Origin of the sequence: Rhizobium sp. BK619 (assembly GCF_014195245.1) — a bacterium.
GTDB classification, from domain to species: Bacteria; Pseudomonadota; Alphaproteobacteria; order Rhizobiales; family Rhizobiaceae; genus Rhizobium; species Rhizobium acidisoli.
The window spans coordinates 15,973-39,879 of the sequence record NZ_JACIBH010000004.1 but is presented as its reverse complement, the minus strand read 5'-3'; the positions used below and the strand labels follow the sequence as shown (position 1 = coordinate 39,879).

The 23,907-nt window shown below is 61.6% G+C and carries 18 protein-coding genes and 2 pseudogenes; 10 read left to right on the top strand and 10 right to left on the bottom strand.

Annotation, left to right across the window (positions count from 1 at the left end; genetic code table 11):
- Positions 1-59 precede the first annotated feature (59 nt).
- From FHX14_RS08260 to FHX14_RS08235, 6 genes are all read right to left on the bottom strand, one after another.
- Positions 60-593 (bottom strand): NUDIX hydrolase, encoded by a 534-nt coding sequence (locus FHX14_RS08260; protein ID WP_184377018.1) that lies wholly within the window; start codon positions 591-593, stop codon positions 60-62.
- 132 nt (positions 594-725) lie between these two features.
- Positions 726-1,547, bottom strand: coding sequence for an inositol monophosphatase family protein (locus tag FHX14_RS08255; RefSeq protein WP_184376832.1), 822 nt, complete (start codon positions 1,545-1,547; stop codon positions 726-728).
- Between the two features lie 31 nt (positions 1,548-1,578).
- Positions 1,579-2,640 (bottom strand): ABC transporter ATP-binding protein, encoded by a 1,062-nt coding sequence (locus FHX14_RS08250; RefSeq protein ID WP_184376831.1) that lies wholly within the window; start codon positions 2,638-2,640, stop codon positions 1,579-1,581.
- Positions 2,637-4,868 carry an iron ABC transporter permease gene (locus FHX14_RS08245; protein WP_184376830.1) on the bottom strand — a complete coding sequence of 744 codons (2,232 nt, stop codon included), beginning with the start codon at positions 4,866-4,868 and terminating at the stop codon, positions 2,637-2,639. Before FHX14_RS08245 ends, FHX14_RS08250 begins: the two co-directional genes overlap by 4 nt.
- 88 nt (positions 4,869-4,956) lie before the next feature.
- Positions 4,957-5,982: an ABC transporter substrate-binding protein gene (locus FHX14_RS08240; RefSeq protein WP_012483807.1), complete on the bottom strand. Its 1,026-nt coding sequence runs from the start codon at positions 5,980-5,982 to the stop codon at positions 4,957-4,959.
- Positions 5,983-6,098: 116 nt separating this feature from the next.
- Positions 6,099-7,091: an ABC transporter substrate-binding protein gene (locus FHX14_RS08235; protein WP_037073079.1), complete on the bottom strand. Its 993-nt coding sequence runs from the start codon at positions 7,089-7,091 to the stop codon at positions 6,099-6,101.
- A gap of 236 nt (positions 7,092-7,327) precedes the next feature.
- On the opposite strand from FHX14_RS08235, the gene FHX14_RS08230 reads away from it, so the two are divergent.
- Both FHX14_RS08230 and FHX14_RS08225 read left to right on the top strand, forming a co-directional pair.
- Complete coding sequence (locus FHX14_RS08230; protein WP_003586455.1) at positions 7,328-8,068, top strand: response regulator transcription factor; 741 nt, start codon at positions 7,328-7,330, stop codon at positions 8,066-8,068.
- Positions 8,065-10,170, top strand: coding sequence for an ATP-binding protein (locus FHX14_RS08225; RefSeq protein ID WP_184376829.1), 2,106 nt, complete (start codon positions 8,065-8,067; stop codon positions 10,168-10,170). Before FHX14_RS08230 ends, FHX14_RS08225 begins: the two co-directional genes overlap by 4 nt.
- A gap of 25 nt (positions 10,171-10,195) precedes the next feature.
- Here the strand turns inward: FHX14_RS08225 and FHX14_RS08220 are convergent, their stop codons facing one another.
- Together FHX14_RS08220 and FHX14_RS08215 are read right to left on the bottom strand one after the other, a co-directional pair.
- The gene (locus tag FHX14_RS08220; protein WP_184376828.1) at positions 10,196-10,498 is read right to left on the bottom strand and encodes a hypothetical protein; all 303 of its coding nucleotides are present in this window, start codon (positions 10,496-10,498) and stop codon (positions 10,196-10,198) included.
- 127 nt (positions 10,499-10,625) lie between these two features.
- Positions 10,626-10,964, bottom strand: a pseudogene (locus FHX14_RS08215) (calcium-binding protein); the annotation flags it as partial.
- Between the two features lie 331 nt (positions 10,965-11,295).
- Here FHX14_RS08215 and FHX14_RS33450 point away from each other — a divergent pair.
- Positions 11,296-13,668: pseudogene (locus FHX14_RS33450) on the top strand (alpha-amylase family glycosyl hydrolase).
- A gap of 45 nt (positions 13,669-13,713) precedes the next feature.
- Here the strand turns inward: FHX14_RS33450 and FHX14_RS08205 are convergent.
- A complete protein-coding gene (locus FHX14_RS08205) occupies positions 13,714-13,902 on the bottom strand; it encodes a hypothetical protein (protein ID WP_003586446.1) in 189 nt (62 codons plus the stop codon).
- A 209-nt stretch (positions 13,903-14,111) separates the two neighbouring features.
- Here FHX14_RS08205 and FHX14_RS08200 point away from each other — a divergent pair, with 209 nt between their 5' ends.
- From FHX14_RS08200 to FHX14_RS08175, 6 genes are all read left to right on the top strand, one after another.
- The gene (locus FHX14_RS08200) at positions 14,112-14,507 is read left to right on the top strand and encodes a hypothetical protein (protein ID WP_184376827.1); all 396 of its coding nucleotides are present in this window, start codon (positions 14,112-14,114) and stop codon (positions 14,505-14,507) included.
- Positions 14,508-14,704: 197 nt separating this feature from the next.
- The gene (locus FHX14_RS08195) at positions 14,705-15,535 is read left to right on the top strand and encodes a metallophosphoesterase (RefSeq protein ID WP_184376826.1); all 831 of its coding nucleotides are present in this window, start codon (positions 14,705-14,707) and stop codon (positions 15,533-15,535) included.
- Positions 15,532-16,755, top strand: a complete 1,224-nt coding sequence (locus tag FHX14_RS08190) for an ABC transporter ATP-binding protein (protein WP_184376825.1) — start codon at positions 15,532-15,534, stop codon at positions 16,753-16,755. The genes FHX14_RS08195 and FHX14_RS08190 overlap by 4 nt, the downstream gene beginning before the upstream one ends.
- Positions 16,748-17,671 (top strand): sugar ABC transporter permease, encoded by a 924-nt coding sequence (locus FHX14_RS08185; RefSeq protein ID WP_184376824.1) that lies wholly within the window; start codon positions 16,748-16,750, stop codon positions 17,669-17,671. Before FHX14_RS08190 ends, FHX14_RS08185 begins: the two co-directional genes overlap by 8 nt.
- On the top strand, positions 17,668-18,504 hold the full coding sequence (locus tag FHX14_RS08180; RefSeq protein ID WP_184376823.1) for a carbohydrate ABC transporter permease: 837 nt from the start codon (positions 17,668-17,670) through the stop codon (positions 18,502-18,504). Before FHX14_RS08185 ends, FHX14_RS08180 begins: the two co-directional genes overlap by 4 nt.
- Positions 18,505-18,529: 25 nt before the next feature.
- On the top strand, positions 18,530-19,795 hold the full coding sequence (locus FHX14_RS08175; protein ID WP_184376822.1) for an ABC transporter substrate-binding protein: 1,266 nt from the start codon (positions 18,530-18,532) through the stop codon (positions 19,793-19,795).
- Positions 19,796-19,857: 62 nt separating this feature from the next.
- Here FHX14_RS08175 and FHX14_RS08170 read toward each other — a convergent pair whose 3' ends face one another.
- Positions 19,858-20,847 (bottom strand): substrate-binding domain-containing protein, encoded by a 990-nt coding sequence (locus tag FHX14_RS08170; protein ID WP_184376821.1) that lies wholly within the window; start codon positions 20,845-20,847, stop codon positions 19,858-19,860.
- A gap of 197 nt (positions 20,848-21,044) precedes the next feature.
- On the opposite strand from FHX14_RS08170, the gene FHX14_RS08165 reads away from it, so the two are divergent.
- The gene (locus FHX14_RS08165) at positions 21,045-23,888 is read left to right on the top strand and encodes a M16 family metallopeptidase (protein ID WP_184376820.1); all 2,844 of its coding nucleotides are present in this window, start codon (positions 21,045-21,047) and stop codon (positions 23,886-23,888) included.
- Positions 23,889-23,907: the final 19 nt, after the last annotated feature.

The following is a 23,907-nucleotide window of genomic DNA, read 5'->3' as shown; positions in this document are numbered from 1 at the left end:
GGGATGTCACTACAGCATTGACTATCATCATGCAAGTCACTTAACGGAGGTGACGGCCGTCAGCGAGGGTTGCGCTTATTGCGCGGGCGCACTTCGAATTCGACGAGCAGCGATTTCAGTTCGACCTCACGAACGCGTCGCGCCGCTTCATCGGGGCTGACCCATTCGAGAATGCGCTGGCCGTGCTCCTTGAAGTCGTTGCTGATTTCGATGACTTCAACCTGAAACAGATCGACGATACAGGGGGCTACGTCGCCATCGTCGAGGTCTTTCAGATAGGTGTAGCGGCCGACCGGTTTTTTCTTCACCGCTCCACGCACGCCTGCTTCCTCCCAGGCTTCGATCGCCGCCGCTTCAAACGGCTTCTTCCCTTTCATCGGCCACCCTTTCGGAATGACCCAGCGCGCACTCTCGCGCGATGTGATCACCAGGATTTCGATCCCCGGTCCGTCATTGATGAAGCGGAAGCAAATCGCGCCGTACTGTTGGCGGAATGCGCCCGAAAACAGCTTGGCAGGAACGGCGGCGAGCTGCCGCAGCAATGGCTGAGACTTGTCTGTTCGAGGCTTGCTGCGTTTTTTCGGAGTCTTCATGGCGCGGGGGGGGGGGGGTGAATTTGCTTGTTCTTCATCTGCCTGAGCGTGTTCATGGCAGACTATGACAATCAGTTGTACGAGCAAACAACCGCCGTTGTCAGTCTTGCGCTCGCCGCCACCTAGCCTGCTCTACAATCCGATCCCGTTGCCGTCGCGCAGATTGTGGATAGCCAACAATTCCGGATAGGCGGAAACGTTGCTCGCAAGGACAGGATGCCCCTTAAACAGATCTTCCCCCTCGGTCGGAAAGGGTAGGTACTCGCCCCCAGCCTCCTTGACCAGGCAATAGCCCGCCATGCAGTCCCAAGCCCGCATGTGAGGTTCGTAATAGCCGACAAGACGTCCTGCAGCCACATAGGCAAGCATGAGCGCTCCGGAGCCGTTCCGGATGAACGTGCCGCCGCTGGCAAGCAACGCTGTTATGATGGAGCCGACAATCTCTGGAGCGACGTGGGTATTGCAGCCAATACCCGTCATGGCGTTCTGTATCGTGCGGGAAGGATCGAGCGAAAGCCTCTCGCCATTCAAGCTCGCTCCAAGGCCGGCGGCTGCGGCATAAAGCTCATTCGCACAGGGCGCTTGGATCACGCCGATGACCGGGACGCCTTGATAGAGGACAGCGATCGAAACGCACCAGGTCGGCATGCCATTAACGAAGGGCGCGGTGCCGTCGATCGGATCGACAACCCAGGTGTAGCCGGAACGTCCCACTTGATGGCCAAACTCCTCGCCGAGGAAACCGTCCTCGGGAATTGCTGCTGCAACCCGCTGGCGCAGAAAGGTCTCGACGTTCCGATCCGCGATCGACACGACATCCTGAAGATCGCGCTTTGTCTCGATTACAAGAGTCTCGCGCTTGTTGAAATAATCGAGCGCCAAAGCGCCAGCCTCCGCAGCAAGGGATTTGGCCAGGGCAAAGCGCCGCTCCAGGTCGGTGTCATGCATAGTCATGTTGCTATCCTTTATTCGCATTCCAAATGTTTCAGGTATTGATCAGCGCAATGCCACGGTTCTCGAACCCGAGTGTAACATCGCTCGAAGGCGGAAGGTTTCTCTCGACGGCATGGTCGATGATGAACAGCGTCCCGACGTCGGTCTCGATTTCATATTCGACATGTCCGCCGAGATAAGCACTGTGGAGAACGCGTCCCGCCAGGCCTTGCTGGCCGGGCGGTGCTATGGTGATCGATCCGGGCCTGACAGCAAGTTTCGCCATGCCGGGCTTCGCGCTGCGGCCTGGCAGGCGGTGGTCCACACCGGCCACGCGGATGAGCGCCTCCGTACCTTCAAGGCGGACCACCTCGCAGGGGATGACATTGGCCTCTCCCATGAAGTCGGCGATGAAGGACGAGGCCGGCGCTTCGTAAAGCTCGCGCGGCGTCCCGGACTGGGCGATCTCGCCATCCTTCATGACGATTATGCGGTCGGACACCGCGAGAGCCTCGTCCTGGTCGTGAGTGACATAGACGGCGGTGAAACCGAGCCGCTGCTGCAATTCGCGAATTTCCGTACGCACCCGGCGGCGCAGACGCGCATCGAGGTTGGAAAGCGGTTCGTCGAGCAGCAGCACCTGCGGCTCAAGCACAAGGGCGCGGGCAACCGCGACGCGTTGCTGCTGGCCACCGGAAAGCTCGGCAGGCAGGCGATGGCCCATGCCCGCAAGGCCGACGAGCTTCAATCCTTCCTCGGCCTTTTCCCGGGCTTCCTTCTTGCCGAGGCCCGACGACTGCAGACCGTAGGCGACGTTATCAAGCGACGTCATGTGCGGAAACAAGGCATAGGACTGGAACACCATCGAGACATCGCGCTCATTGGCCGGCAGCATGGTGACATCCGTGCCGCCGATCAGGATGCGCCCGGATGTCGGATGCTCGAGCCCGGCCAGCATGCGCAGCGTGGTGGTTTTGCCGCAGCCGGATGGGCCGAGCAAGGTTACCAGCGTGCCGGGCTCGATGGTGAGAGAAAGGTCCGGAATGGCCGTGAATGCACCGAAAGACTTGCGCACGTTCTGGAAGGTGACGGAACCGGGTTTGACGGTGATCATGCGGTTTTCTCCTGACCGAGAGGAACAGAGGGAGCTGGGCTGGTGCCGGCGACGCGATTTTCGCGGCGCAGGCGGCGTTCGCCGACGGCAAGCTGGAAGCCGGCGATGATGATGCTCATCACCACGATCAGCATGGATGAATAGGCGATCGCCACGCCGTATTCGCCATTCTCGACGAGGCCGACAATGTAGGACGTGGCCATGTTGTATTCCGCGCTGACGAGAAAGATGACGGCGCTGATCGAGGTTATGGCGCGAACGAAGGAGTAGACCAGCGCAGCGGTGATGGCTGGCCGCAGCAACGGCAGGATCACCTTGCGGATCGTGCGGAAACTGTCCGCACGCAAAGTCAGCGACGCCTCGTCCAGGCTCTTGTCGAGCTGGCTCATCGCCGCGATGCCGCCGCGAACGCCGACCGGCATATTGCGGAAGACGAAGCACAGGATAAGGATCAGCGCCGAACCGGTCATCTCGACCGGAGGCAGGTTGAAAGCCATGATATAGCTGACGCCGATGACCGTTCCGGGAATGGCGAAGCTCATCATCAGGGCGAATTCGAAGACGTTCCGCCCGACGAATTTCTGCCGTACGATGATGTAGGCCGTGAGCAAGCCCACCGCAGCGGTCAAGGGTGCGGAGACGAGCGCGATCTCCATCGTCGTCCAGAAGGAATTCCACGCCACGCCGGTCCACGCGATCTCACCATTGGAGAAACCGATCGAGAAGGCGCGAATGTAGTGGTCGAGCGTCAACGAGTTGTCGAGACCCCAGGTTTTCACAAAGCCGCCGATGAGGATCATTCCATAGACGACGACGGTGAAGGCCATCCACGGAACGACCACCGCATGCACGGCAATGGAAAGGCCGCGCGGCAAGGCGATATGAGCACCGCTGTCGCCTTTGCCGGTGACCGTGGCGAAGCTCTTGCCCGACAGCCAGAGACGCTGGGCAAGGAATGCCGAGAGAGTGAAGCAGAGGAGCACGATGGCCAGAACGGCCGCGCGAGACGGATCGTTCTGCGATCCGACGACCGCAAAGAAGATTTCCGTCGAAAGCACGCCATGCGTGCCGCCGAGCACGAGCGGATTGCCGAAATCGGCCATGCTCTCGATGAATCCGATCAGGAAGGCGTTGGCGAGACCCGGCTTCATCAGCGGCAGGGAGACGCGCCAGAATGTGCGCCAGCGACCGGCACGCAGGGTCTGCGATGCCTCCTCCATCGAGGGGCTGACGCCTTCGACGACGCCGATGAGGACCAGGAAGGAGATCGGCGTGAAGGACAGGACCTGGGCGATCCAGATGCCGGTGAGCCCATAGAGCCAGCGGCCTGGCTCTATACCCAGGAGGCTGGACAAGGCCTCGGTGATGACGCCGGCGCGGCCAAACAGAAGCGTCAGCGCCAGGCCGATGACGAAGGGCGGAGTGATGATCGGCAACACCGTCAGCAGGCGCAAGCCCTTTTTGAACGGAAAGCGCGTGCGCGTCGCCACCAGCGCAAAGCCGAGGCCGAGCAGGGTCGAGCCGGAAGCGGTCATGAGGGCGAGAAGGAGCGTACGCCAGGCAACACCGCAACGTTCTTCGCCCGCTATGCAGGCCAGGCTCCAAATGCCGGGGTCCTGGATGTTGCGTATAAGACCATCCGGATTGAAGGAGCCATCGAAATCCTGCACCGAAGCGATGAACATGCTGCCGATCGGGTAGAAAACGAAAACGGTGACCAGAAACGCCAGAATGGAAATCGAGCCGACGATGAAGGCGTCTCCCTTCATCACTCCGCGTTCGGCCAGTCCGAAGGCAAAGAGGAGAACGAAGACGAGCGCCAAGAGGACCGCGCCGGCACCCATCGAAGGCTGTCCTTCGGACAACATGCCGAACAGGTTTTCACTGATTGCCCAGGTCCAGCCAGAAAAGCCGATTGCCAGTCCCTGCAGAGACAGGAAGACGAGGCCGACGGCGCCGATCCAGGCGAGCAGGGTTCCGCGCCGCATCGGATCGCCCACCAGACGCGCCAAACAGCCGAGCAGAAAGAGCAGGACAACGCCGGCAAGCCAAGTTCTTCCATGCTGTAGGATTTGCAGCAGGCCTGGCGCCGTATCGGCAGAGAAGGGGAATGCAGACAGCCACTTGAATCCGAAGAAGCCGCCCTCGATGCGATACCACGGGACCAGGATCAGGGCAGCCGCCCCCAGGCCAAGGACGATGTCCAATCGGCGATTGCCACGTCTCATGGCATACCTCACTTATTTCACGTTGATGAAATGGGGGAATGGAGCGGCATCCTGGATTCGTCCGGGATGCCGCGTCATTCATCGATCTTCAGTTGGCAATGGCGCCGACTTCCCGGTCCCAGCGCTCCAGCAGGGCTTTGCGCTTTGCCGGATCGCCATAGGTCTTGAAGTCGTAGTCGATCAGCTTGATGTCTTCGAACTTCGGAGCTTCCTTCGGCACCTCCGCCGATTTGTTCGACGGCAGCTGGAAGGACTTGGCATCCTTCATGCGCGACTGAACTTCGGGCCGCAGCGCCCAGTCGTACCAGACTTTGGCGTTGTCGAGATTGCGGGCGCCTTTGATGATCGACATGGAGCCGATTTCATAGCCGGTGCCCTCGCAGGGCGCGACCGACTTGACTGGAAAGCCTTCGGCGGTCTGGGCGACGGCATCATGCATGAACACGATACCAAGCGCCGTTTCGCCCCGCGCCGCCGCCTTGACCGGAGCCGATCCGGACTTGGTGTATTGCGAGACGTTGGCGTTCAGCTTTTTCAGATAGTCGATGGCCTGGTCTTCGCCCATGATCTGCACCAGCGAAGCGAGTGCCGTATAGGCTGTGCCCGACGAGTTCGGATTGGCGATCTGGATTTCGCCCTTCAATTCCGGCGCCAGGAGATCGGCCCAGCATCGGGGTTCCTTATAACCCTTGGTCTTGAAAATCTCGGTGTTGTAGCCCCAGCCGAGCGCGCCGGCGTAGACGCCGACCGTCTTGAAGCCGGTGCTCTCGGCCTGCTTTTTCGCCCAATCCTGCAACTGATCGAGCATCGGCGACTTGTATTCCAGAGTCAGGTTTTCCGATGCTGCCTGGACATGCGGATCCCCGGTGCCGGCCCACCAGATGTCGGTCTTTGGATTGCGAGCCTCGGCGCGTATCTTGGCATAGGTTTCGCCCGAGGACAGGCGCACCATATTCACCTTGATGTCGTGAGCCTTTTCGAAGTCGCCCTGCATCTGCTCGCAGATGACGACATCGGCCGAGCAGATGAGGTTGAGCTCGCCAGCGGCCTGGACCGAACCGGCAGCCAGCGCCGTTCCGGCAAAGAGAAGCGTGGAAAGAACTGTCAGTCGCATGGGTATCCTCCTGTTGCTTGCGTCTGAGAGGGGGTGGGTCAGCGACACACGCGCTGCCCGTCGCGGCGCGTCGATCGCACCGTGTGTCGAATGTCGGATGGCAGTCGGATGCCGGCCTATTGGGTCGGGGAAATCTCGGTGTCGAAACGGGTCAACAGCCGACTTCGCTCGTCGGACAAGCCGAATGTTGCAAAGTCATAATCCACCATCTTGATCATGGTGATGTCGGGGGCGGCCGGCGGCAAAGCCGCTTTGGCGTTCGACGGAACCTGGTTCTGGCCGGCGGCGGCTCCTGTCGCCTGGCCTTCCGGACTGAGGGCGAAATCGACAAAGGCCTGGGCGGCTCTGGCGTTGCGGCTGCCCTTGACGATGCTGACCGCACCGATCTCGTAACCCGTCCCTTCGCAGGGAGCGACGATGACAAGAGGGGCGCCTGCTTCCTTCAGGGTGACCGCATCATGCATGAACGAGATGCCGATCAGGATCTCGCCCCGGGCGGCAGCCTTTACCGGCGCCGAGCCGGACCGGGTATACTCGACAATATTGCGGTTGAGCGCGGCCATGTACCGGAACGCTTCCTCTTCGCCGAGGAGTTGCACAAGCGTGGCGAGCATCGTGAAAGCCGTTCCGGAGGAGTTTGGATTGCCGGACTGGATATGGCCGCGATAGGCCGCTTTCGTCAGGTCCTGCCAGCAGGTCGGGGCCGGAAGCTTCAGCGCTGCAAGGAGATCGGAATTGTAGGCGAACCCCAAAGCCCCCGCATATATGGCGGCCGAACGTGACCCGGACATAGCAAAAAAGTTCTGCGCCCAAGGCAGCATATCGTGTTCATGGTCGGGCTGATATCGATCGAGCAGATCCTCTGAGGCAGCCTGGAGATGGGCATCGCCAGTTCCACCCCACCAGACATCCACTGTCGGATGTGATTTTTCGGCACGGATCTGATCGAGTATATCGCCGGTGCTCTTGCGAACCATCGAGATATCGATACCCGCCCGGGCCTCGAACGCTTTTTCCATGGCCATGCACCAAGCTTCGTCGACGCCGCACAGGACGTTCAATCTCGCCTCGGTCATGCCTTGGCTTGCGCCGCACAGCCAGAAAGCCATGCCCGCAGCAAAAGCGGTCAATGTTCTCACGCAAGCCTCCCTTGGAACCTTCCCGTTCCAATCTCCACAGCCAGCATGTCAGATCTTCACGTCACCGCAATCGAAGAATGGTTACCGATTTTTCACCGCCGAGCCGAACGACGTTACATTCATTACAAATGTGACAAACCTCATCATCAGCAAGTCTTTGAACATTGGCGGCGGCATGCCTATGATAGCGGGGGGAGGATCAAGCTGTGCTGAATCAGAAGGTTAGAATTCTGATCGTCGAGGACGATCCTGATATGGCGGAGCTTATCTCCGATCTCGTCGAGGCCGAGGGGTGGATACCGACCTGCGCGGGATCCGCCGAGGAGGCGACCGATATCCTGGCGCGAGAGCAGATGCATCTGGTGCTTGTCGATCATAACCTGCCGCGTACTTCAGGCCGGGCTTTCGCCCAAAAACTGAGGTCAGAGATCAATATCGGCATCGTCATGGTGACGGCAGCCGGCAGTGCTGCAGATCGCGTCCTCGGCCTGGAAACCGCTGCGGATGATTATGTCGTCAAGCCGTTCGAACCGATCGAACTGACGGCCCGCATCAAAGCTGTCTTACGGCGAACCGTGCCGTCGCTGAAACAGGAAAAGGAGAGCGAGCGGGAGCACGGACGTCCCTCTTTGCTGCTTGGCGACTGGGCCATCGATCTGATGGGCCGGCAAGCCGTCTGCCTCGCAGATCGCAGTAAAACGCTGACGACGGCTGAATTCGCCTTGCTTGAAATCCTTGCCCAGACCCCCAATCAGCCGGTGAGCCGGGCGCAGATCCTCGATCGGCTCGGCTCGGAAAGTGATCGCTACATCGACCGCAACGTCGACGTCCTGGTTCTGCGGCTCCGGCGGAAAATCGAACGTAATCCCGACCTTCCGCGCCATATCAAGACACGACGCGGAAAGGGCTATGTCCTGCACACCGGCGACGGCGAGCCGTCAGCGTGATCAGCCGCTCCTTTCTGTCGTCGATTGCCTTTCGCTTGCCTTTCGCGATTGCCTTCATCTGCTTCCTGGTATTCAGTCTTTCAGCGATCGCGATCTACGGGCTGCAGCGCGCCCGTGACGAAATGGCTGCCTATGGCCTACAGGCCTTCACGAGCCTGGCCAAAGCCTCGCTTGTTTCCCGGCAAGTATCCGATCTGGTGTCGAGCGCGCCCTTCCTGATGAACTCGACCTCGCCTTACCGGGTGGCGAGCGAGAGCCGCGCTGTCGTGCTGCAGGTCGACAGCCTGCTGAAGACGGCCGAGCCGCACGGAGCAGACCAGTCTGCGCGCGGCTTTGCCAGCGCGAGGATGGTTGAGCTTCTCGACCTTATCAGGACACAGACGCTTGTGCTTGCCAGGGACGCCGACGCCGCCCAGAACCACAAGGCTGAAGCCGCGGCGGCGCTAGGGGAGGTGGCGACCGGCAAGGGCATTGTCGATCCCGATCTGCGCCGTCAAGTGAACGGAATCGTGCAAGCGGCTTCCACGTCCGACAGTCTTTTCCAGCTTGGCGAACTTCGCAGGCGATACGTGGCGGGTACCACCAAGGCGCAAGGGGGGACCGAGCCGGAGTCGAGGATTTCGCCTGCCGAGTTGCAGCCGTATGAGCGTGTGTTCGAAGCTCAAACACGATACCTTTTGAATATGTTCGCGATCCGGGCGGCGGTCGCAAAGCTGCATGCCGTCTCCCGCGACCTCTCTCATGCAACGGAGACGCAAAGCGATGCAGTTGCACGCCAGCTGAATGACGATCTGCTTTCGACCTCCGATGCCTTGAGCCGGCTCCTGGTCACCGTGGCCTTGGCGTTTCTGCTCGTGCTCGTCATGGCCATATTCTCCATCCGGTCGGTCATGCGCGTGTCACGGGGCATCGTGGCGCTGTCGAACGGCATGAATGCGCTCGCCAAGGGTGAAAACGAAGTCGGTCCGCCAGCCTACGGCGGAAATGAAACCGAGCTTGTGCGTCTGCTGGATGCGTTCCGCGCGTTCAAGGACAGCGTGGATCGCGTGTCTCGATTGAGACGCACGGCAGAAGCCGCCGCCCGCACCATCCGGTCGACCTTTCGCAACATGAACGAGGGGATCGCGCTTTTCGACAAGATGGGGCGACCGATCACCATGAACAGGCGGATCATCGAACTGTTTGGGCACTCCGGTTCCGCGCGCAAATTGCCGCTGCGCCGGTTTGTCGAGCCCGTGCCGGAGATTGATCCCGCCTTGCTGCCCTCCGATCCCGACCGCGGCGCCCTGTTGGAGCGTGCCGTCGTCCGCCATCGGACCGGCGACCAGCGGGTAATTGAGATCTCCATGTCACGACAGCCGGAGGGCGGCATCGTTCTTCTGGCACGCGACGTAACGCTGATGGATCGACAGGAGGCGGAAGCGGCAAAGGTTCAGCGGCTGGACGGTATCATGCGCATGACGCATCAGGTGAGCCACGAAGTGGGCAACATGATCGGCATCATCACCGGCAGCCTCGGCCTTCTGGAGCGTGAAACCGGCTTCAACGATCGGCAAAAACGCAACATTGCCCGGATCCGCAAGGCGGCCGAGAGGGGACGATCGCTAGCCGGCAGCATGTTATCGATCGGCAGCCAGCAGCCGTTCTATCCAAGCCCGGTGGATGTCGCCAGTCTCCTTCGCGGGATGGCCGATATCCTGGAGATCGCCGTCGGTGCAAAATGCCATATCAAGCTGGACCTGGATGCCGGCCTGCCGGTCGTATCGCTCGACGCGGCCCTCTTGGAACAGTCCGTTCTGAACCTCTGTCTCAACGCTTCGGCAGCGATGCCGCTGGGAGGCATCATCGTTATCGGCGCGACGGCAACGACGGAAATCTTGCTTATTTCGGTGACCGACAGCGGCATAGGCATGAGCCCAGAGGTGATAGACAAAGCTTTCGAGCCCTATTTCACCACGCGAGGTTCCCACGGTGGAGCAGGGCTCGGCCTTGCCATGGTGTACGGCTTTGTCCGTCAGAGCGGCGGGGAGGCATCCATCTATTCCTCCCCTGGGCACGGAACGACCGTTAGGCTTAGCTTCCCGACCGAGTTGCGCTCGTGATCAGCGGTCAGGAAGCGCCGCCAAATTAGCGCTCATCGCCCTCGAAAATCCGGGCGAGCACGATGCCGGTAACAAGCATGCCGGCTGCGACGAAGATCGTATCGCCGGGCGTACCGATGTAGAGCGGCCCGATATTGGCAAACAGCAGGAAGGCAATCAGGAAATTCGCCCAGCCCCAGACGACATTTGCTATCGGCGAGCCGAGCTTTCCCCGTGGCGAAAACGGGATGCGGAAGCGCCGGCCGCTGACGCCGTTGACGAAATGCGGGATGCCGTTGGTCAGAAATGCCGCGGCGATGAAATGGACGATATAGGCGATCCAGGGCAAGAACGTCTCCAGTGCTGCAAGTGGCGTCAACGGAGGAATGTGGCCGGGAATGCCGTGCCGGCAAGAGCAGGCTGGAAACGCGGTGTGGTGTGGCAGCCGCCGCAGAACCGCGACGGCCCTGACCGGGTCAGATCAGCAGGAAATCTTTGAAGTGAAGCTCTGCGGAATTGTCGAGCTCCGCGACATGGATTGCCGCGCCCGCCGCACTCCCGTCCGCGTCAAAAGATAGAATGCCGCTCGCCTGATCGTAGATCAGCTTGTCATCCGCCTCGAGCGCTTTCTTGCCGTGAACGAAACTCTCATCCGAAAATGCGGACAGGCTGAGCGCGGCGAAAATCGAATGGTCGAGCAGCAGCTTGTCTTCAGCCGCGGAGGAGAAATCCCGGATTTTGTCGACGCTCATATTGTCGGGCTTCACATCGAAGGCGAAGCTATCGCCGCCGGTCAGCATGTCTGCATCGGCTTTGCTATCGATATGAGTATCAATTCCGAGGGAGCGAATAATCTCGTTTATTCTAACGGCTTGAGGCACAGTCTTCTCCCAGTTTACACCGTAATCGGCCATGGGAAAATATCCCTACTTTCCGTCGCCAATTCGTTTTAATACACGCGGAGGGCCGTGCATTGCCGCTTGTTAATCATGATTTGTTGTCTTGAATGTGGCCCGTATCGGGCGGCAATTTATGCAATAAGACAATTAATCTTTGCTTGCATTTTTCCCGTCGGGCGGCAGATCATGCCTGGGTGAGACGGCCGCATCAGCAAAGCCGGGAAATCCGAAGCATCTGGAGGTTCCGATGACCGTCAATGTTCATTTCCGGTTTCGCAGCGGTCTGCCGTCGACGGCCTTCGACAATGTCCGTCTCTGCGGCAGTTGGGACCAGCGCGGCCGCCCTTCGGCCGACTGGACGTCGGTTCCCATGCAGCGCTCCGAGGACGAAGATGGCTATGATGTCTTCGTCGCCAGGGTTTCCTTTCCCGATGGCGAGATCGGCACGAATTTTCGCTGGGGTATCGAGCTTGACCGGCCGGGCGTGGCGGATCTATGGGCGATCGCCGCGGAACTGGACGACGAGGCCTCGTCGCGTCGGGAATGCTCCTTCGAACTCCAACCGGGCATGGAGCCGCAGACCTATTATCTGACATGGATTGGCCGTCTGGGGGCGAACCGGATTGAAAGGCGCAACGGTGCCGACGGCATTCGTTACTCGGTCTGGGCGCCGAACGCCCGGGAGGTCTTGCTGGTGCTCGCCGATCCCGCCATCGGCTACGTCGCCGACGACGGCACCGGAGCGCTCGGGACCATCGGCATGCGAAGAACCGTCGACGGGTTCTGGACCGTTGAAACCGGCGACGATCACCGCCTTTCGGATTTCGACGGGATGGTCGGCACGCCCTATATGTATCGCATCACCAAGGATGACGGATCGCTTGCCTACCGGACCGACATATGGTCGCTGATGCAGATCGGGGCGGGAGATTTCGATCCGGATGGTGCGGCCTATCACGGATCGCCGGCTGGTTTGGACGGACCGCAGAGCTGCTCGGTCGTCTGCGACCCGAAGCGGGTGGTGCTGCCGTCCGGACGGGTGCTTGCCGCAGAGGCTTTCTGGGCTGACGAATTCGTGGCCGGCCGCAACCTTCCGGACCGGCTCGAGGATCTGGTGATCTATGAATTGCATGTCGGCGCGCTCGGTTTCGGCAAACCAGCGCCGGGAACGCTCGATGATGCGATCGCCTTCGTCGCGCATCTCTCAGCGCTCGGCGTCAACGCCGTCGAACTGTTGCCGATCGCCGAATTCGAGACGCGGGCCAATTGGGGTTACGGCACGTCGCATTTCTTTGCCGCCGATCAGGGCGCCGGCGGCACCGACCGGCTGAAATTGTTCGTCAAAGCCTGCCATCAGCAGGGCATCGCCGTCATCCTGGATGTCTGTTACAACCACTTCGATCCGGATGGCGAGCGGGCGCAATAGGCCTATGATTCCAACGATCCCACCCGCAATATCTACTACTGGTATGAGGGACGCCCCCACGACTACGCCGATCCCACGGGCGGCTATATCGACAACATCTCGACGGGATGGGCGCCTGCCTTCGACGAGGAGGCGGTTCGGCAGCTTTTCATCTCGAGTGCGGCATTTCTCGTCTCCGTCTGCCATATCGATGGCTTCCGGCTCGATCAGACCAGTTCGATCCATCAATATCCGGTGCTGCATGCCGACGGCCGCCGCGCCGATCGGGCTGCAGCCTTCGGCGCCAAATTCCTGAAGCAGTGGACCCGCACGATGCGGCTGCTCAAGCCGCAGCTTTTCCTGACGGCCGAGGATTATTCGGACTGGTCGGCAATGACGGCGCCGAGCCTGACCGGCGATGGGCTCGGCTTCGACGCCACCTGGTACGGCGATTTTCATCACAACCTTGTCGAATATCACGGCGGCGCGCAGGCGCAGCTTTTGAAGAATGCCGGTTTTGGCGACAATCGGGCGCTGACCATGTCGTCGCTTGCCGGCGCATTGCAAACGAGCGCGCGATCGAAGGTGGTCTACAACCAGTCGCACGACGATTGCGGCAATCGTGAAGGGTCGGCACGAACCGCTGTCATCGCGGTCAATTTCGCGCCGATCGTCGGCGAGACCAGGGCTTGGGCGGAGGCGAGGTCCAGGTTTGCGGCGGCGATGACGCTGCTATCGGCCGGGACGCCGATGTTTTTCATGGGCGAGGAAATCGGCGCCCAGAAGCCCTATCGCTACAATGATTTCCTGGAGAACCGGGAGAATATCCTCGGCGAGGCTGCGGGCAACGGGGCGGGGATTATCAGCTGTTATCGCGACCTGATCTCCCTCAGCATCAAAGAGGCAGCCATTCGCTCTCGCAACATCGCCATTCCTTATGTCCATGACGAAGACCGGGTGGTCGCGTTTCATCGGTGGAACGATGACGACGATTTCCTCGTGGTGGGATCGCTGAAGGACGCTGCGTTCGAGCATGGCTATCGGCTGCGCAGCGAGCGTCTGGGAGACGACCTCTGGGAAGAGATTTTCAACAGCGATGCTGAGGCTTATGGCGGCTGGAATGTCGGCAACGGCGGCGGAAGGATCAGAGCCACGGCGGGAATGCTCGATGCCGTGCTGCCTGCCTCAGGCGTCCTGGTGTTTCGCAGGCTGTGACGCGTCGCGCCTTCCAAGGCAGCAGGCAAGTGGTGCGCACGGCGCTCAGGCAAACCCGACCGGCAGGTTTTCCAGTTTTCTGCCGGCACCGTAATCGCGCTCGTGCTGCGAGCGGCGGCGGCCGTCGCGGCGAGCCGACAGATCGATCCGGTTTTCGGCAAAGATCCCATCGGCATAAGTGCCGGTGTCGTGGCTATCGGTGTCGATCTTGGGGGCAAGGATTTTCAGGATCATCGGGGTTCCTCCGCGGCGCACCATCAACACTCGGAAAGGCCGCTTCGTTCCCTTTATAAATCCTGAATTATTAATAAATTAACCATAAGCGCCACTGAAAGGCTCAGCGGTTGCCAGGGTCCGGGCCACACACGTCGGCGCTGGATGACCTTGCCGTGGAACTCACGGACCGTGATTGCCGTTGATATCGACGGACACAGGAGGTTTCCATGCAGTTGATCGATACGCGAGTGTCACAGGCCGGTGACATCTTCACCGTCGAATTCTTGGGCGAGGGAGGGGAATCGATATCCGTCAAGATCGACAACTCTCACGGCGAACTCGACCACTCCAAGGCCGTCGACCACGCCAAGGTGATGATGGTTCAGCTGACCAGCTTTGCCGGCGGGGAGGCGGATGGCAGCATCAATCGATACGATGCCTTGAGCAACGGCAATTTCGACGAAGGCAGCAAGGGCCTGATCGGCCAACCGAGCGCCCGTTCGACCCACGACAGCGCGGTGCTGGAGGAGGAGCTCAATGAAGGTCTTGAGGACAGCTTTCCGGCAAGCGACCCTGTCTCGGCAACGGTATCGTCCATTCCTGCCAACGCGCGACCGCACTGATCGCACCCCCTTTTGAATTCCAAAGGCTGGAAAAGGCTGCCCATTCCGGCGGGCAGCCTTCTCCTTGCATGACAGATCGATGTCAAAACTGAGAAACAGCTGAAAACATCAGATGTCTGATTGACATGGGAGCCTTCTAGAGAGGGCCCGAGAAGGAAGTGCGCACGACGCGCTTCCAAGGTCTCGGAGACGCGCTCATGAAAATCATTCAGATCACCGACACCCATTTCAGCCCGAACAAGCCGCATTTCAACGGCAACTGGGCGCCGCTTCTGAGCTGGATCGAAGCGACCGGCGCCGATCTGGTCATCCATACCGGCGATCTCACCGTCGATGGCGCCGACAAGGACGAGGACATCACCTTCTCGATGGATCTGATGCGCCAGGTGTCGATCCCGATGCTGATCGTTCCCGGCAATCACGATGTCGGCCATCTCAAGGGATCCGACCAGCCCGTCAATCCAGAGCGGCTAGCCCGCTGGCGCAGCCTTGCCGGTGACGATCGCTGGCTGGAGGATGCGGCCGGCTGGCGCTTCATCGGCTTGAATTCGCTGCTGCTCGGCCATGAGGACGAGGAGGAAGAGGCGCAGTTCGAATGGCTCGCCAAGGCGCTCGAAGACAGGGCAGGTCGGCGCGTGGCTCTCTTCGCGCATAAGCCACTGTTCGTCGATGCACGCGATGAAGGCGATACCGGCTACTGGAGCGTTCGCCCAGCGCAGCGCCGGCGGCTTTATGATCTGATAGCAGCCCATGACGTGGCGCTGTTTGCCAGCGGCCACCTTCACTGGGCCTGGCAGGGCCGCTTCGACAACACTCAGCTGACCTGGGGTCCGTCAGCGGCCTTCATCATCGACAAGATGGAGCGCGAGATGCCGGGCGAGCGCCTGATCGGCGCCGTCGTCCACGAGTTCGATACAGCGGTCGAAAGCGAGATCGTCGCCGTTCCCGGCATGACCGCGCATGTACTCGACGACGTCGTGCTCGAGGTCTATCCCCAGGCTGTCAAGCCGCGGGAACCCGTCGAATGAGCGCGCTCTCGCTTCGCGGCATCACCAAGGCCTTCGGCGGCAACCAGATCCTCAATGGCGTCAGCCTCGATGTCGGCGCCGGCGAATTCATCGCGCTGGTCGGCCCTTCCGGCTGCGGCAAGAGCACGCTGCTGCGCGTCCTGGCCGGCCTCGACCATGCGGATCATGGCGAAATCCTGATCGGCGGACGGGATATGTCTGGCGTGGCGGCTGCCGACCGCAACATCGCCATGGTCTTTCAGTCCTATGCACTCTATCCGCATCTGACCGCCTCCGAGAATATCGCCGTGCCGCTGGCAATGCGCCGGCTGTCGAGAACAGAGCGGCTGCCTTTCGTGGGCTCGCTGATTCCGGGCCAGCGCGCCACGCGTGCGGCGATCGCCCGCGACGTCAGGGAAATGGCGACATCGCTGAAGATCGATCATCTGCTCGACCGCAAGCCCGGCCAGATGTCGGGCGGCCAGCGGCAGCGCGTGGCGCTCGCCCGCGCCATGGTGCGCCAGCCGAGCATCTTCCTGATGGACGAGCCGCTGTCCAACCTCGACGCCAACCTGCGCGTCCATGCCCGCGGCGAGATCGTCGAACTGCATCGCCGCGCCGGCGTGCCGACGCTCTATGTCACTCATGACCAGGCGGAAGCGCTGTCGATGGCAGACCGCGTCGCCGTGATGATGGGCGGCCGATTGCTGCAGATCGCAAGCCCTCAGGTCATCTACGACGATCCGGCCCATATCGAGGTCGCCCGCTTCATCGGTCAGCCGCGCATCAACCTGCTTCCGGCCTTTGCCGAAGGCGGCGTCGTTCTCTGCGGCGGCCTGCGGCTGACGCTTGAAAATGCGCCGGACAGGAAGATGCCGGTGACGCTCGCCATTCGCCCGGAATTCGTTTTTCTCGCCAAGAGCCGGCATGACGGCCTTGCCGCCCGGATCGAACGCGTCGAATTCCTGGGATCCGAAGTCATCCTCCATTGCCGGCTCGACGCGATCGGCGAGACTATCATCGCCAAGGTGCAGCCGTCCGAGGCCAGCGGGCTTGCGGCGGGCAATGCCGTGGGGCTGCGATTGTCGCCCGGCCGGACGCTGATCTTTGCCGAGGACGGCAGTCGGCTGGCCGGCTTCGTCGCCGGTGGCGATGCCGGGCTCAGCGCCGCTGATGCCGGGCTCGCCGGTACCGATACCAATGCCGATGCCGATGCCGAGCGGGAGAGGGCGCATGGCTAGCGTCGCCTCCCTGGCCATCCCTGGTCATTCCGCCATTGCCCATCGCCGCAGCGAGGCGCGCATCGCCTGGATGCTGGTGCTGCCGGCGATCATCCTGCTGTTTCTCTTCGTGCTGTTGCCGGTCGCGGCTGTCGTGGTGCTCGGCTTTACCGATTTCGAACTCGGCTACGGCAAGTTCCGTTTTGTCGGCTTCGAGAACTACGCTCACCTGATCACCGACCGCACATTTCGCAAGTCACTGTGGAATACCACGGTCTATACGGCGATCGTGGCACCGGTCTCGATCCTTCTCGGTCTCGGCATCGCCATGCTGATCGAAAGCGAAACCGCCGCCCGCAGCTTCTTCCGCACCGCCTATTTCCTGCCGGTCGCCTCGCTGATCGTCGCCATGGCGACCGTCTGGCAATATATGTTCCACCCGACGATCGGCCCGCTCAACGCGCTGCTGGCGCTTGCCGGATTGCCGCGCCCGAACTGGCTGGGCAGCTCCGGCACGGTGCTCTACAGCCTGTCGATCATCGGCGTCTGGCAATCTGCCGGCTTCAACATGGTGCTCTTCCTCGCCGGGCTGACGGCGATCCCGCGCGAGCTTTACGCCGCAGCCGAAGTGGACGGCGCCAGATCCGCCTTCGACCGCTTCCTGCTGGTGACCTGGCCGATGCTCGGGCCGACGACGCTCTTCGTCATCACCATCAGCATCACCAATGCGGTCAAGGTGTTCGAGACGGTGAAGACGCTGACCGAGGGCGGTCCGAACAGGGCGTCCGAGGTACTGCTCTTTACGATCTACCAGGAGGGCTTCGTCTACCTGCGCGTCGGTTATGCCTCGGCGATGACCGTGGTGTTTCTGCTGATCCTCGTGGTGCTGATGTTCCTGCAGTACCGCATTCTCGACCGCCGGGTGCATTACACATGATGACGAGCGCTTTTTCCCTCGGCAGGATCATCCGCCTCAGCCTGCTTTCCCTTGGGGCGATCGTCTTCCTCGCGCCCTACATCTTCATGATCTCGGCGGCCGGCAAGACGCAGAGCGACATCTTCACCTCGTCGCTGTCGCTGATCCCGGCGCATCTCGCCTATGCCGAGAATTTCGCCAAGGCCTTGAGCCGGGTGCCGATGGCACGGCTCCTGTGGAACGGCGTCGTCGTCTGCGGGCTGATCTTCTTCTTCCAGGTGCTGGTGGCGATCCCTTGCGCCTACGCCATGGCGAAGCTGCGCTTCGGCGCGGCGCGGGCCATGATGGTGCTGGTCATGCTCGGCCTTCTCGTGCCGATCCATGCGACGGCGCTGCCCCTCTATGTCGCCTTCGACCGCGCCTCGCTGCTCAACAGCTATGCCGCTCTTGTCGCGCCCTTCACCATTTCGGTCTTCGCGATCTTCATGTTCCTGCAGTTCTTCCGCGCCATGCCGGATGATCTCATCCATGCCGCCCGTCTTGATGGCATGTCGGAACTCGGCATCGTCGCCCGCGTCATCGTGCCGAATGCCTGGCCGGCGGTCACCGCCTTCGCGATCTTCTCGGTCGTCGCCCATTGGAACGATCTCTACTGGCCGCTGATCGTCATCAGCAAGCAGGACTATGCCACGCCGCCGCTCGGGCTGATGTATTTCCGCGCCGCCGAGGCCGGCGACGACTACGGCGCGCTGATGGCGGCGACCCTGATCATTACCCTTCCTCTCGTCGCCGCCTTCCTGCTTGCGCAGAAGCGATTCGTCGAGGGCATCACCATGACCGGTCTCAAAGGCTGACCGGCTTCAACCAGGAGAACGAGCGATGAAACATATCACCCAGCTTCTCGCCGCAGCGGCCGTATCGATGGCAATCGCGCTTCCCGCGCATGCCGAGACGACGCTGACGGTTCACTACCCGATGCCGGGCTTCTTCAAGGACGTGATGGACACGATCTCGAAGAAGTTCATGGCGGAAAATCCCGATATCAAGATCCAGTTCGCCAGCCCCTCGGCAACCTATGAAGAAGGCATCCAGACGATCCTTCGCCAGGTCGGCACCAGCGAAATGCCCGACATCACCTTCATCGGCCTGAACCGCCTGCGCATGCTCGACGAACGCGACGTTGCCGTCGACCTCGGCCCGCTCGTCAAGAAAGACGGCAACATGGCCGAGCAGGGCTTCTCCGACACGATCCTCAAACTTGCCCAGGTCAAGGGCAAGCAGGTGGGCCTCGCTTTCGCGACCTCCAATCCGATCATGTATTACAACGCCGATCTCGTGAAGGCGGCCGGCGGCAATCCCGACAATCCGCCGAAGACCTGGGACGAGGTCATCGCGCTCGGCGGCAAGATCAAGGCGCTCGGCAACGGCGTCGACGGCATCGATTTCCGCTGGCAGGGCGACGACTGGATGTTCTCGGCACTGCTCTTCGGCGCCGGCGGCAGGATGCTGAGCGATGACGAAAGCAAGGTCGCCTTCAACGGCTCGGAAGGCGAAAAGGCCGTCGAGGTCTTGCATCGTTTGGTCACCGAGGGCGGCATGCCGGTCTTCACCAAGCCCGCCGGCGAACAGGCTTTCGCAGCCGGCAAGGTCGGTTTCGAATTCCAGACGACGGGCGCGCTGCGCAACACGATCAAGAATGTCGGCGACAAGTTCGATCTGCGCACCGCCAAGATCCCGTTGATCGATCCGGTGAACGGCCGTCTTCCCACCGGCGGCAACGCCGTCGTCATCCTGACGCATGACGCCGCCAAGCAGGATGCCGCCTGGAAGTTCGCCAAATTCGCCGCCGGCCCTTACGGCGCTTCCGTCGTCGTGCCCGGCACCGGTTACGTCCCGAACAACGAGCTTGCCGCCAAGTCGCCTGAATATCTCGGCGATTTCTACAAGCAGAACCCGCTGTTCCAGGCAGGCCTCAGCCAGATGCCGGTGATGATCCCGTGGTATGCCTTCCCCGGCTCGAACGGCGTCAAGGTCACCCAGACGATCGTCGACAACCTCTCGCGCATCGTCGACCAGTCGGCCGAGCCGAAGGAAGCGCTCGACGACGCGGCCGCCGATGTCGAGGGCATGCTGCCGCGCAGCTGATCGCTTTTCCGATAAGGAAGGGCCGGGCCGCTACGCCGAGCGCATGGCGGCCCTCCTTGTTTTCAAGCGTCTTGGATGGCCCGCACCGTGCCACCGCGGCGTAGTGCATAGGCGACATCGAGATGGCGGGCAGGGGCAGCGTTCTCCGCCATGTCGAGCAACAGCGAGGCGGCCGTCGCCCCCATGCTGGCATCCGGCATTTCGATTGTCGTCAGCGGCGGATCGATGAGCCGGCCGATGGCGATGCCGTCGAAGCCGGCGACCGACACATCCCCCGGCACTGACAGCCCCTCGCGCTTCAGCGCGCCGATGACGCCAAGCGCCAGGAGGTCGTTGGAGGCGATGATCGCCGTCGGCGCAAGCGCGGTCATCGCAGTGCCGAGGTCGATCTGGTCGTAGCCGCCGACGAAGGGAATCTGCACGGCGTCGAGCGGTGGCAGCCCGTTCTCGGCCATGGCGTCGAGATAACCCCGGTAGCGCAGGCGGGCGCGGTCGGAGGCGGCGAAATTGCCGGAGAGGAAGAGAATGCGGCGATGGCCCATGCCGATCAGGAAGGTGGCGATCTCGCGGCCCGCGCCGCGATTGTCGGCGGTGACGGCCGCCGGAAACTGCGCGGTCGGCAGGTTGTTGAGCAGCACGGTCGGCGGCAGTCTGGCCAGCAGCGCCTCGCTGGTCGACGGATCGCAGACAGTGAGGATCAGCCCGGTCGGCCGGTCGTTGAGCAGGGCGGCGACGGCGTCAGCCTCGCGCGCCGGATCGTAATTCGACTGGGCGATCAACACGCCGTGGCCGGCGACCAGCATGCGGTTCTGGATGCTCGACAGCGACGAGGCAAACACAGGATTGGTGATGCTCGGAATCAGTACGCCGACCACCGGCCGGCGCCCGAGTCGCCCGGCGGAAAGGCCGGCCGGGCGATAGCCGAGTTCTGCGGCGGCGCGGCGTACCTTGCGCACCATCAGGTCGCTCGCCGGTCCGTCACGGTTGAGAACCCGGCTTGCTGTTGCCAGCGAACATCCGGCCCGGAAAGCGACCTGCTGCAATGTTGCCATCGAAAACGCCTCCTGGTGACAGATAAGGCGCAATCCCTTAGGAGGTTTCGATGACATTGGTCTGACATTGGCGGAAGCGGCTGGCCGGAGTTTTGCCGTCTCGTCCATTGGCACACATAGAAGTTGAAGAGAAATGCAACCTGTGGAATAGTCGGATCAACGCGATCCATCTCTTTCACGCTCATCCCTGGACAAGAATGTCTCATAAAATCAAATGCTCCGCTGCCTGGCGGTTTTTCGCGACGGTCGCCCTGGTCGCAAGCTTCGCGTCGTCGGCCTATGCGGACACCTCGTCGACGTCCTGGCCACAAACGCAAAGCGACCTCCAAGCCGACACCAACGTCCATTTCGGCACGCTCGCCAATGGAATGCGGTTTGCGATCATGCGCAATGCCACGCCACCCGGGCAGGCAGCGATCCGCTTTCGCATCGGCTCCGGCTCACTTGAGGAAAACGACAACCAGCAGGGCCTGGCGCATTTTCTGGAGCACATGGCCTTCAAGGGTTCGACGCATGTCGCCGAAGGGGAGATTATCCGTATCCTGCAGCGCAAAGGCCTGGCCTTCGGGCCTGATACCAACGCCCACACTTCTTACGACGAGACTGTCTATGCGCTCGATCTTCCCGAGGTCGATGCCGACACGGTTTCGACGGGCTTGATGCTGATGCGGGAGACGGCAAGCGAACTGACCCTCGATGCCGGCGCCTTCGATCGCGAACGCGGCGTCATCCTGTCGGAGGAGCGGCTGCGCGACACGCCGCAATATCGCGCAGGGCTCGGAATCATGAATTCCTTGCTTGCCGGCCGCCGCGCCACCATCCGCGTGCCGATCGGCAAAACCGACATCATCAGCAATGCGCCTGTGGACCTCGTGCGTGATTACTACCGGGCCAATTACCGGCCCGAGCGGGCAACGCTGATGGTGGTGGGCGATATCGACCCGGCCGCCATGGAAGCCCAAATCCGGCAACACTTCGGCGACTGGAAGGCCGTGGGTCCGGCACCGACAAAACCGGATCTGGGCACACTGGAGACGAAAGGGGAAAGCGCCGACGTCCTCGCTGTTCCCGGCGGCATGACCAGCATCCAGATTGCCTGGACGCGTCCTAATGACGCCGCGCCTGACACATTTGCCAAGCGCCGCACGCAGCTGATCGAAGATCTCGGCCTGTTGGTGCTCAAACGCCGGGTGAGCACCATTGCCAGCAAGGCGGATGCACCTTTCATCAGTGCGATTGCCGGCTCCCAGGATCTCCTCGATTCCGCTCATATCGTCCTGATCGTGGCGAATTCCGAGCCGGATAAATGGCAGGCGGCGCTCGCGACCATCGACCAGGAACAGCGGCGTATCGAGGAGTTCGGCGTTTCGCAGGCTGAACTCGATCGTGAAATCCTGGAATATCGCTCGTTCCTCCGGGCTGCTGCGGCCGGAGCCGCGACGCGGACGACCACCGACATCGCTTCCATGCTGGCCAGCAGCGTCGATGACAATCAGGTCTTCACGTCGCCCGCCGAAGACCTTTCGCTGTTCGAGACGATCACCAAGGACGTCACGGCGGCCGAGGTCAATCAGGCGCTACGGCATGCCTTCTCCGGTAACGGTCCGCAGGTCGTGCTGCAGACGGCCCAATCACCCCAGGGTGGAGCCGACGCGGTTCGGCAAGCCTATGATGCGTCAAAGGCTATAACCGTCTCGGCATCATCCGGTGCAGCCGACGTCGCCTGGCCCTACATCCATTTCGGCGAGCCGGGCGCCGTGGTCGAACGCCGCGCCGTCGACGATCTCGGCGTGACCATGGTGCGCTTTTCCAACGGCGTCCGGCTTACGGTCAAGCCGACCAAGCTGCGCGCCAATGAAGTGCTGGTGCGCGAAGATATCGGCCGCGGCCGGCTGGACCTGCCGCAGGACCGTCCCGTCCCGATCTGGGCATCTCCGGCTGTCGCGCTGTCCGGCGTCAAGGCCATGGATTACCAGGACATCCAGAAAGCGCTGACGCCCAACATCGTCGGCATCGACTTCTCGGTCGGCGACAGTTCCTTCAGTTTCGACGGTCGCACGCGGACTGAAGATCTAGCGACGCAATTGCAATTGATGACGGCATACACCGCCGATCCCGCATACCGCCCGGAGGCATTCAAGCGGGTGCAGCAGGCCTATTTGAGCGGCCTCGATCAGTATCAGGCGACCCCGGGCGGCGTTGTCAGTCGCGATTTCGGAGGTCTCGTGCATTCCGGCGATCCGCGCTGGACCTTCCCCGATCGCGCTGCCTTGTCCGCCGCCAGGCCGGACGATTTCGAGGCGCAGTTCCGGCCTATGGTTTCCAACGGCCCGATCGATGTCACCATCGTCGGCGACGTCTCGGTGGATGACGCGATCCGGATGACAGCCGAAACCTTTGGCGCTTTGCCGCCGCGGCCGGAGGCGGCGCCGGCCAAGGATTGGGGTGACGTGCGTTTTCCGGCGGCGAACAAGACGCCCGTTTTGCTGACCCATAGCGGCAGGGCGGATAATGCGGCCGCCGCCTTCGGGGCTCCGATCGGCGATTTGCTCTCAGATCTGCCGCGGTCCTTTACCGCCAATATCGCCACCCAGATTTTCCAGAACAGGCTGATTGACCAGTTTCGTATTGCGGAAGGCGCAAGTTATGTCCTGGAGGGTGACGCGAACCTGTCACGGGAAATCCCCGGCTATGGCTACGCATTTTTCTACGTCGAGACGGAGCCGGCAAAGATCGGGCGTTTCTATGCACTTGCCGACGAAATCGCCAATGACCTGCGGTCGCATGATGTCTCCCCGGACGAGTTCGCGCGCGCCCGGGAACCGATCATCGAGACACTGAAGCATCAGCGGCAGAGCAACGAATATTGGATCGAATCTCTGCGGGGCGCTCAGACGGATCCGCGTCGCTTGGAGCGGATACGCGACAGTCTCAGTGGCTACGACAAGGTCACCGTCGGGGATATTCGCGCGTTTGCCGGGACCTATTTCAGCCCGGAGAACTTCTGGAAATTCGAAGTGCTGCCGGCGGCGGTAAGATAGGCGGACTGGGGCTTGAGCG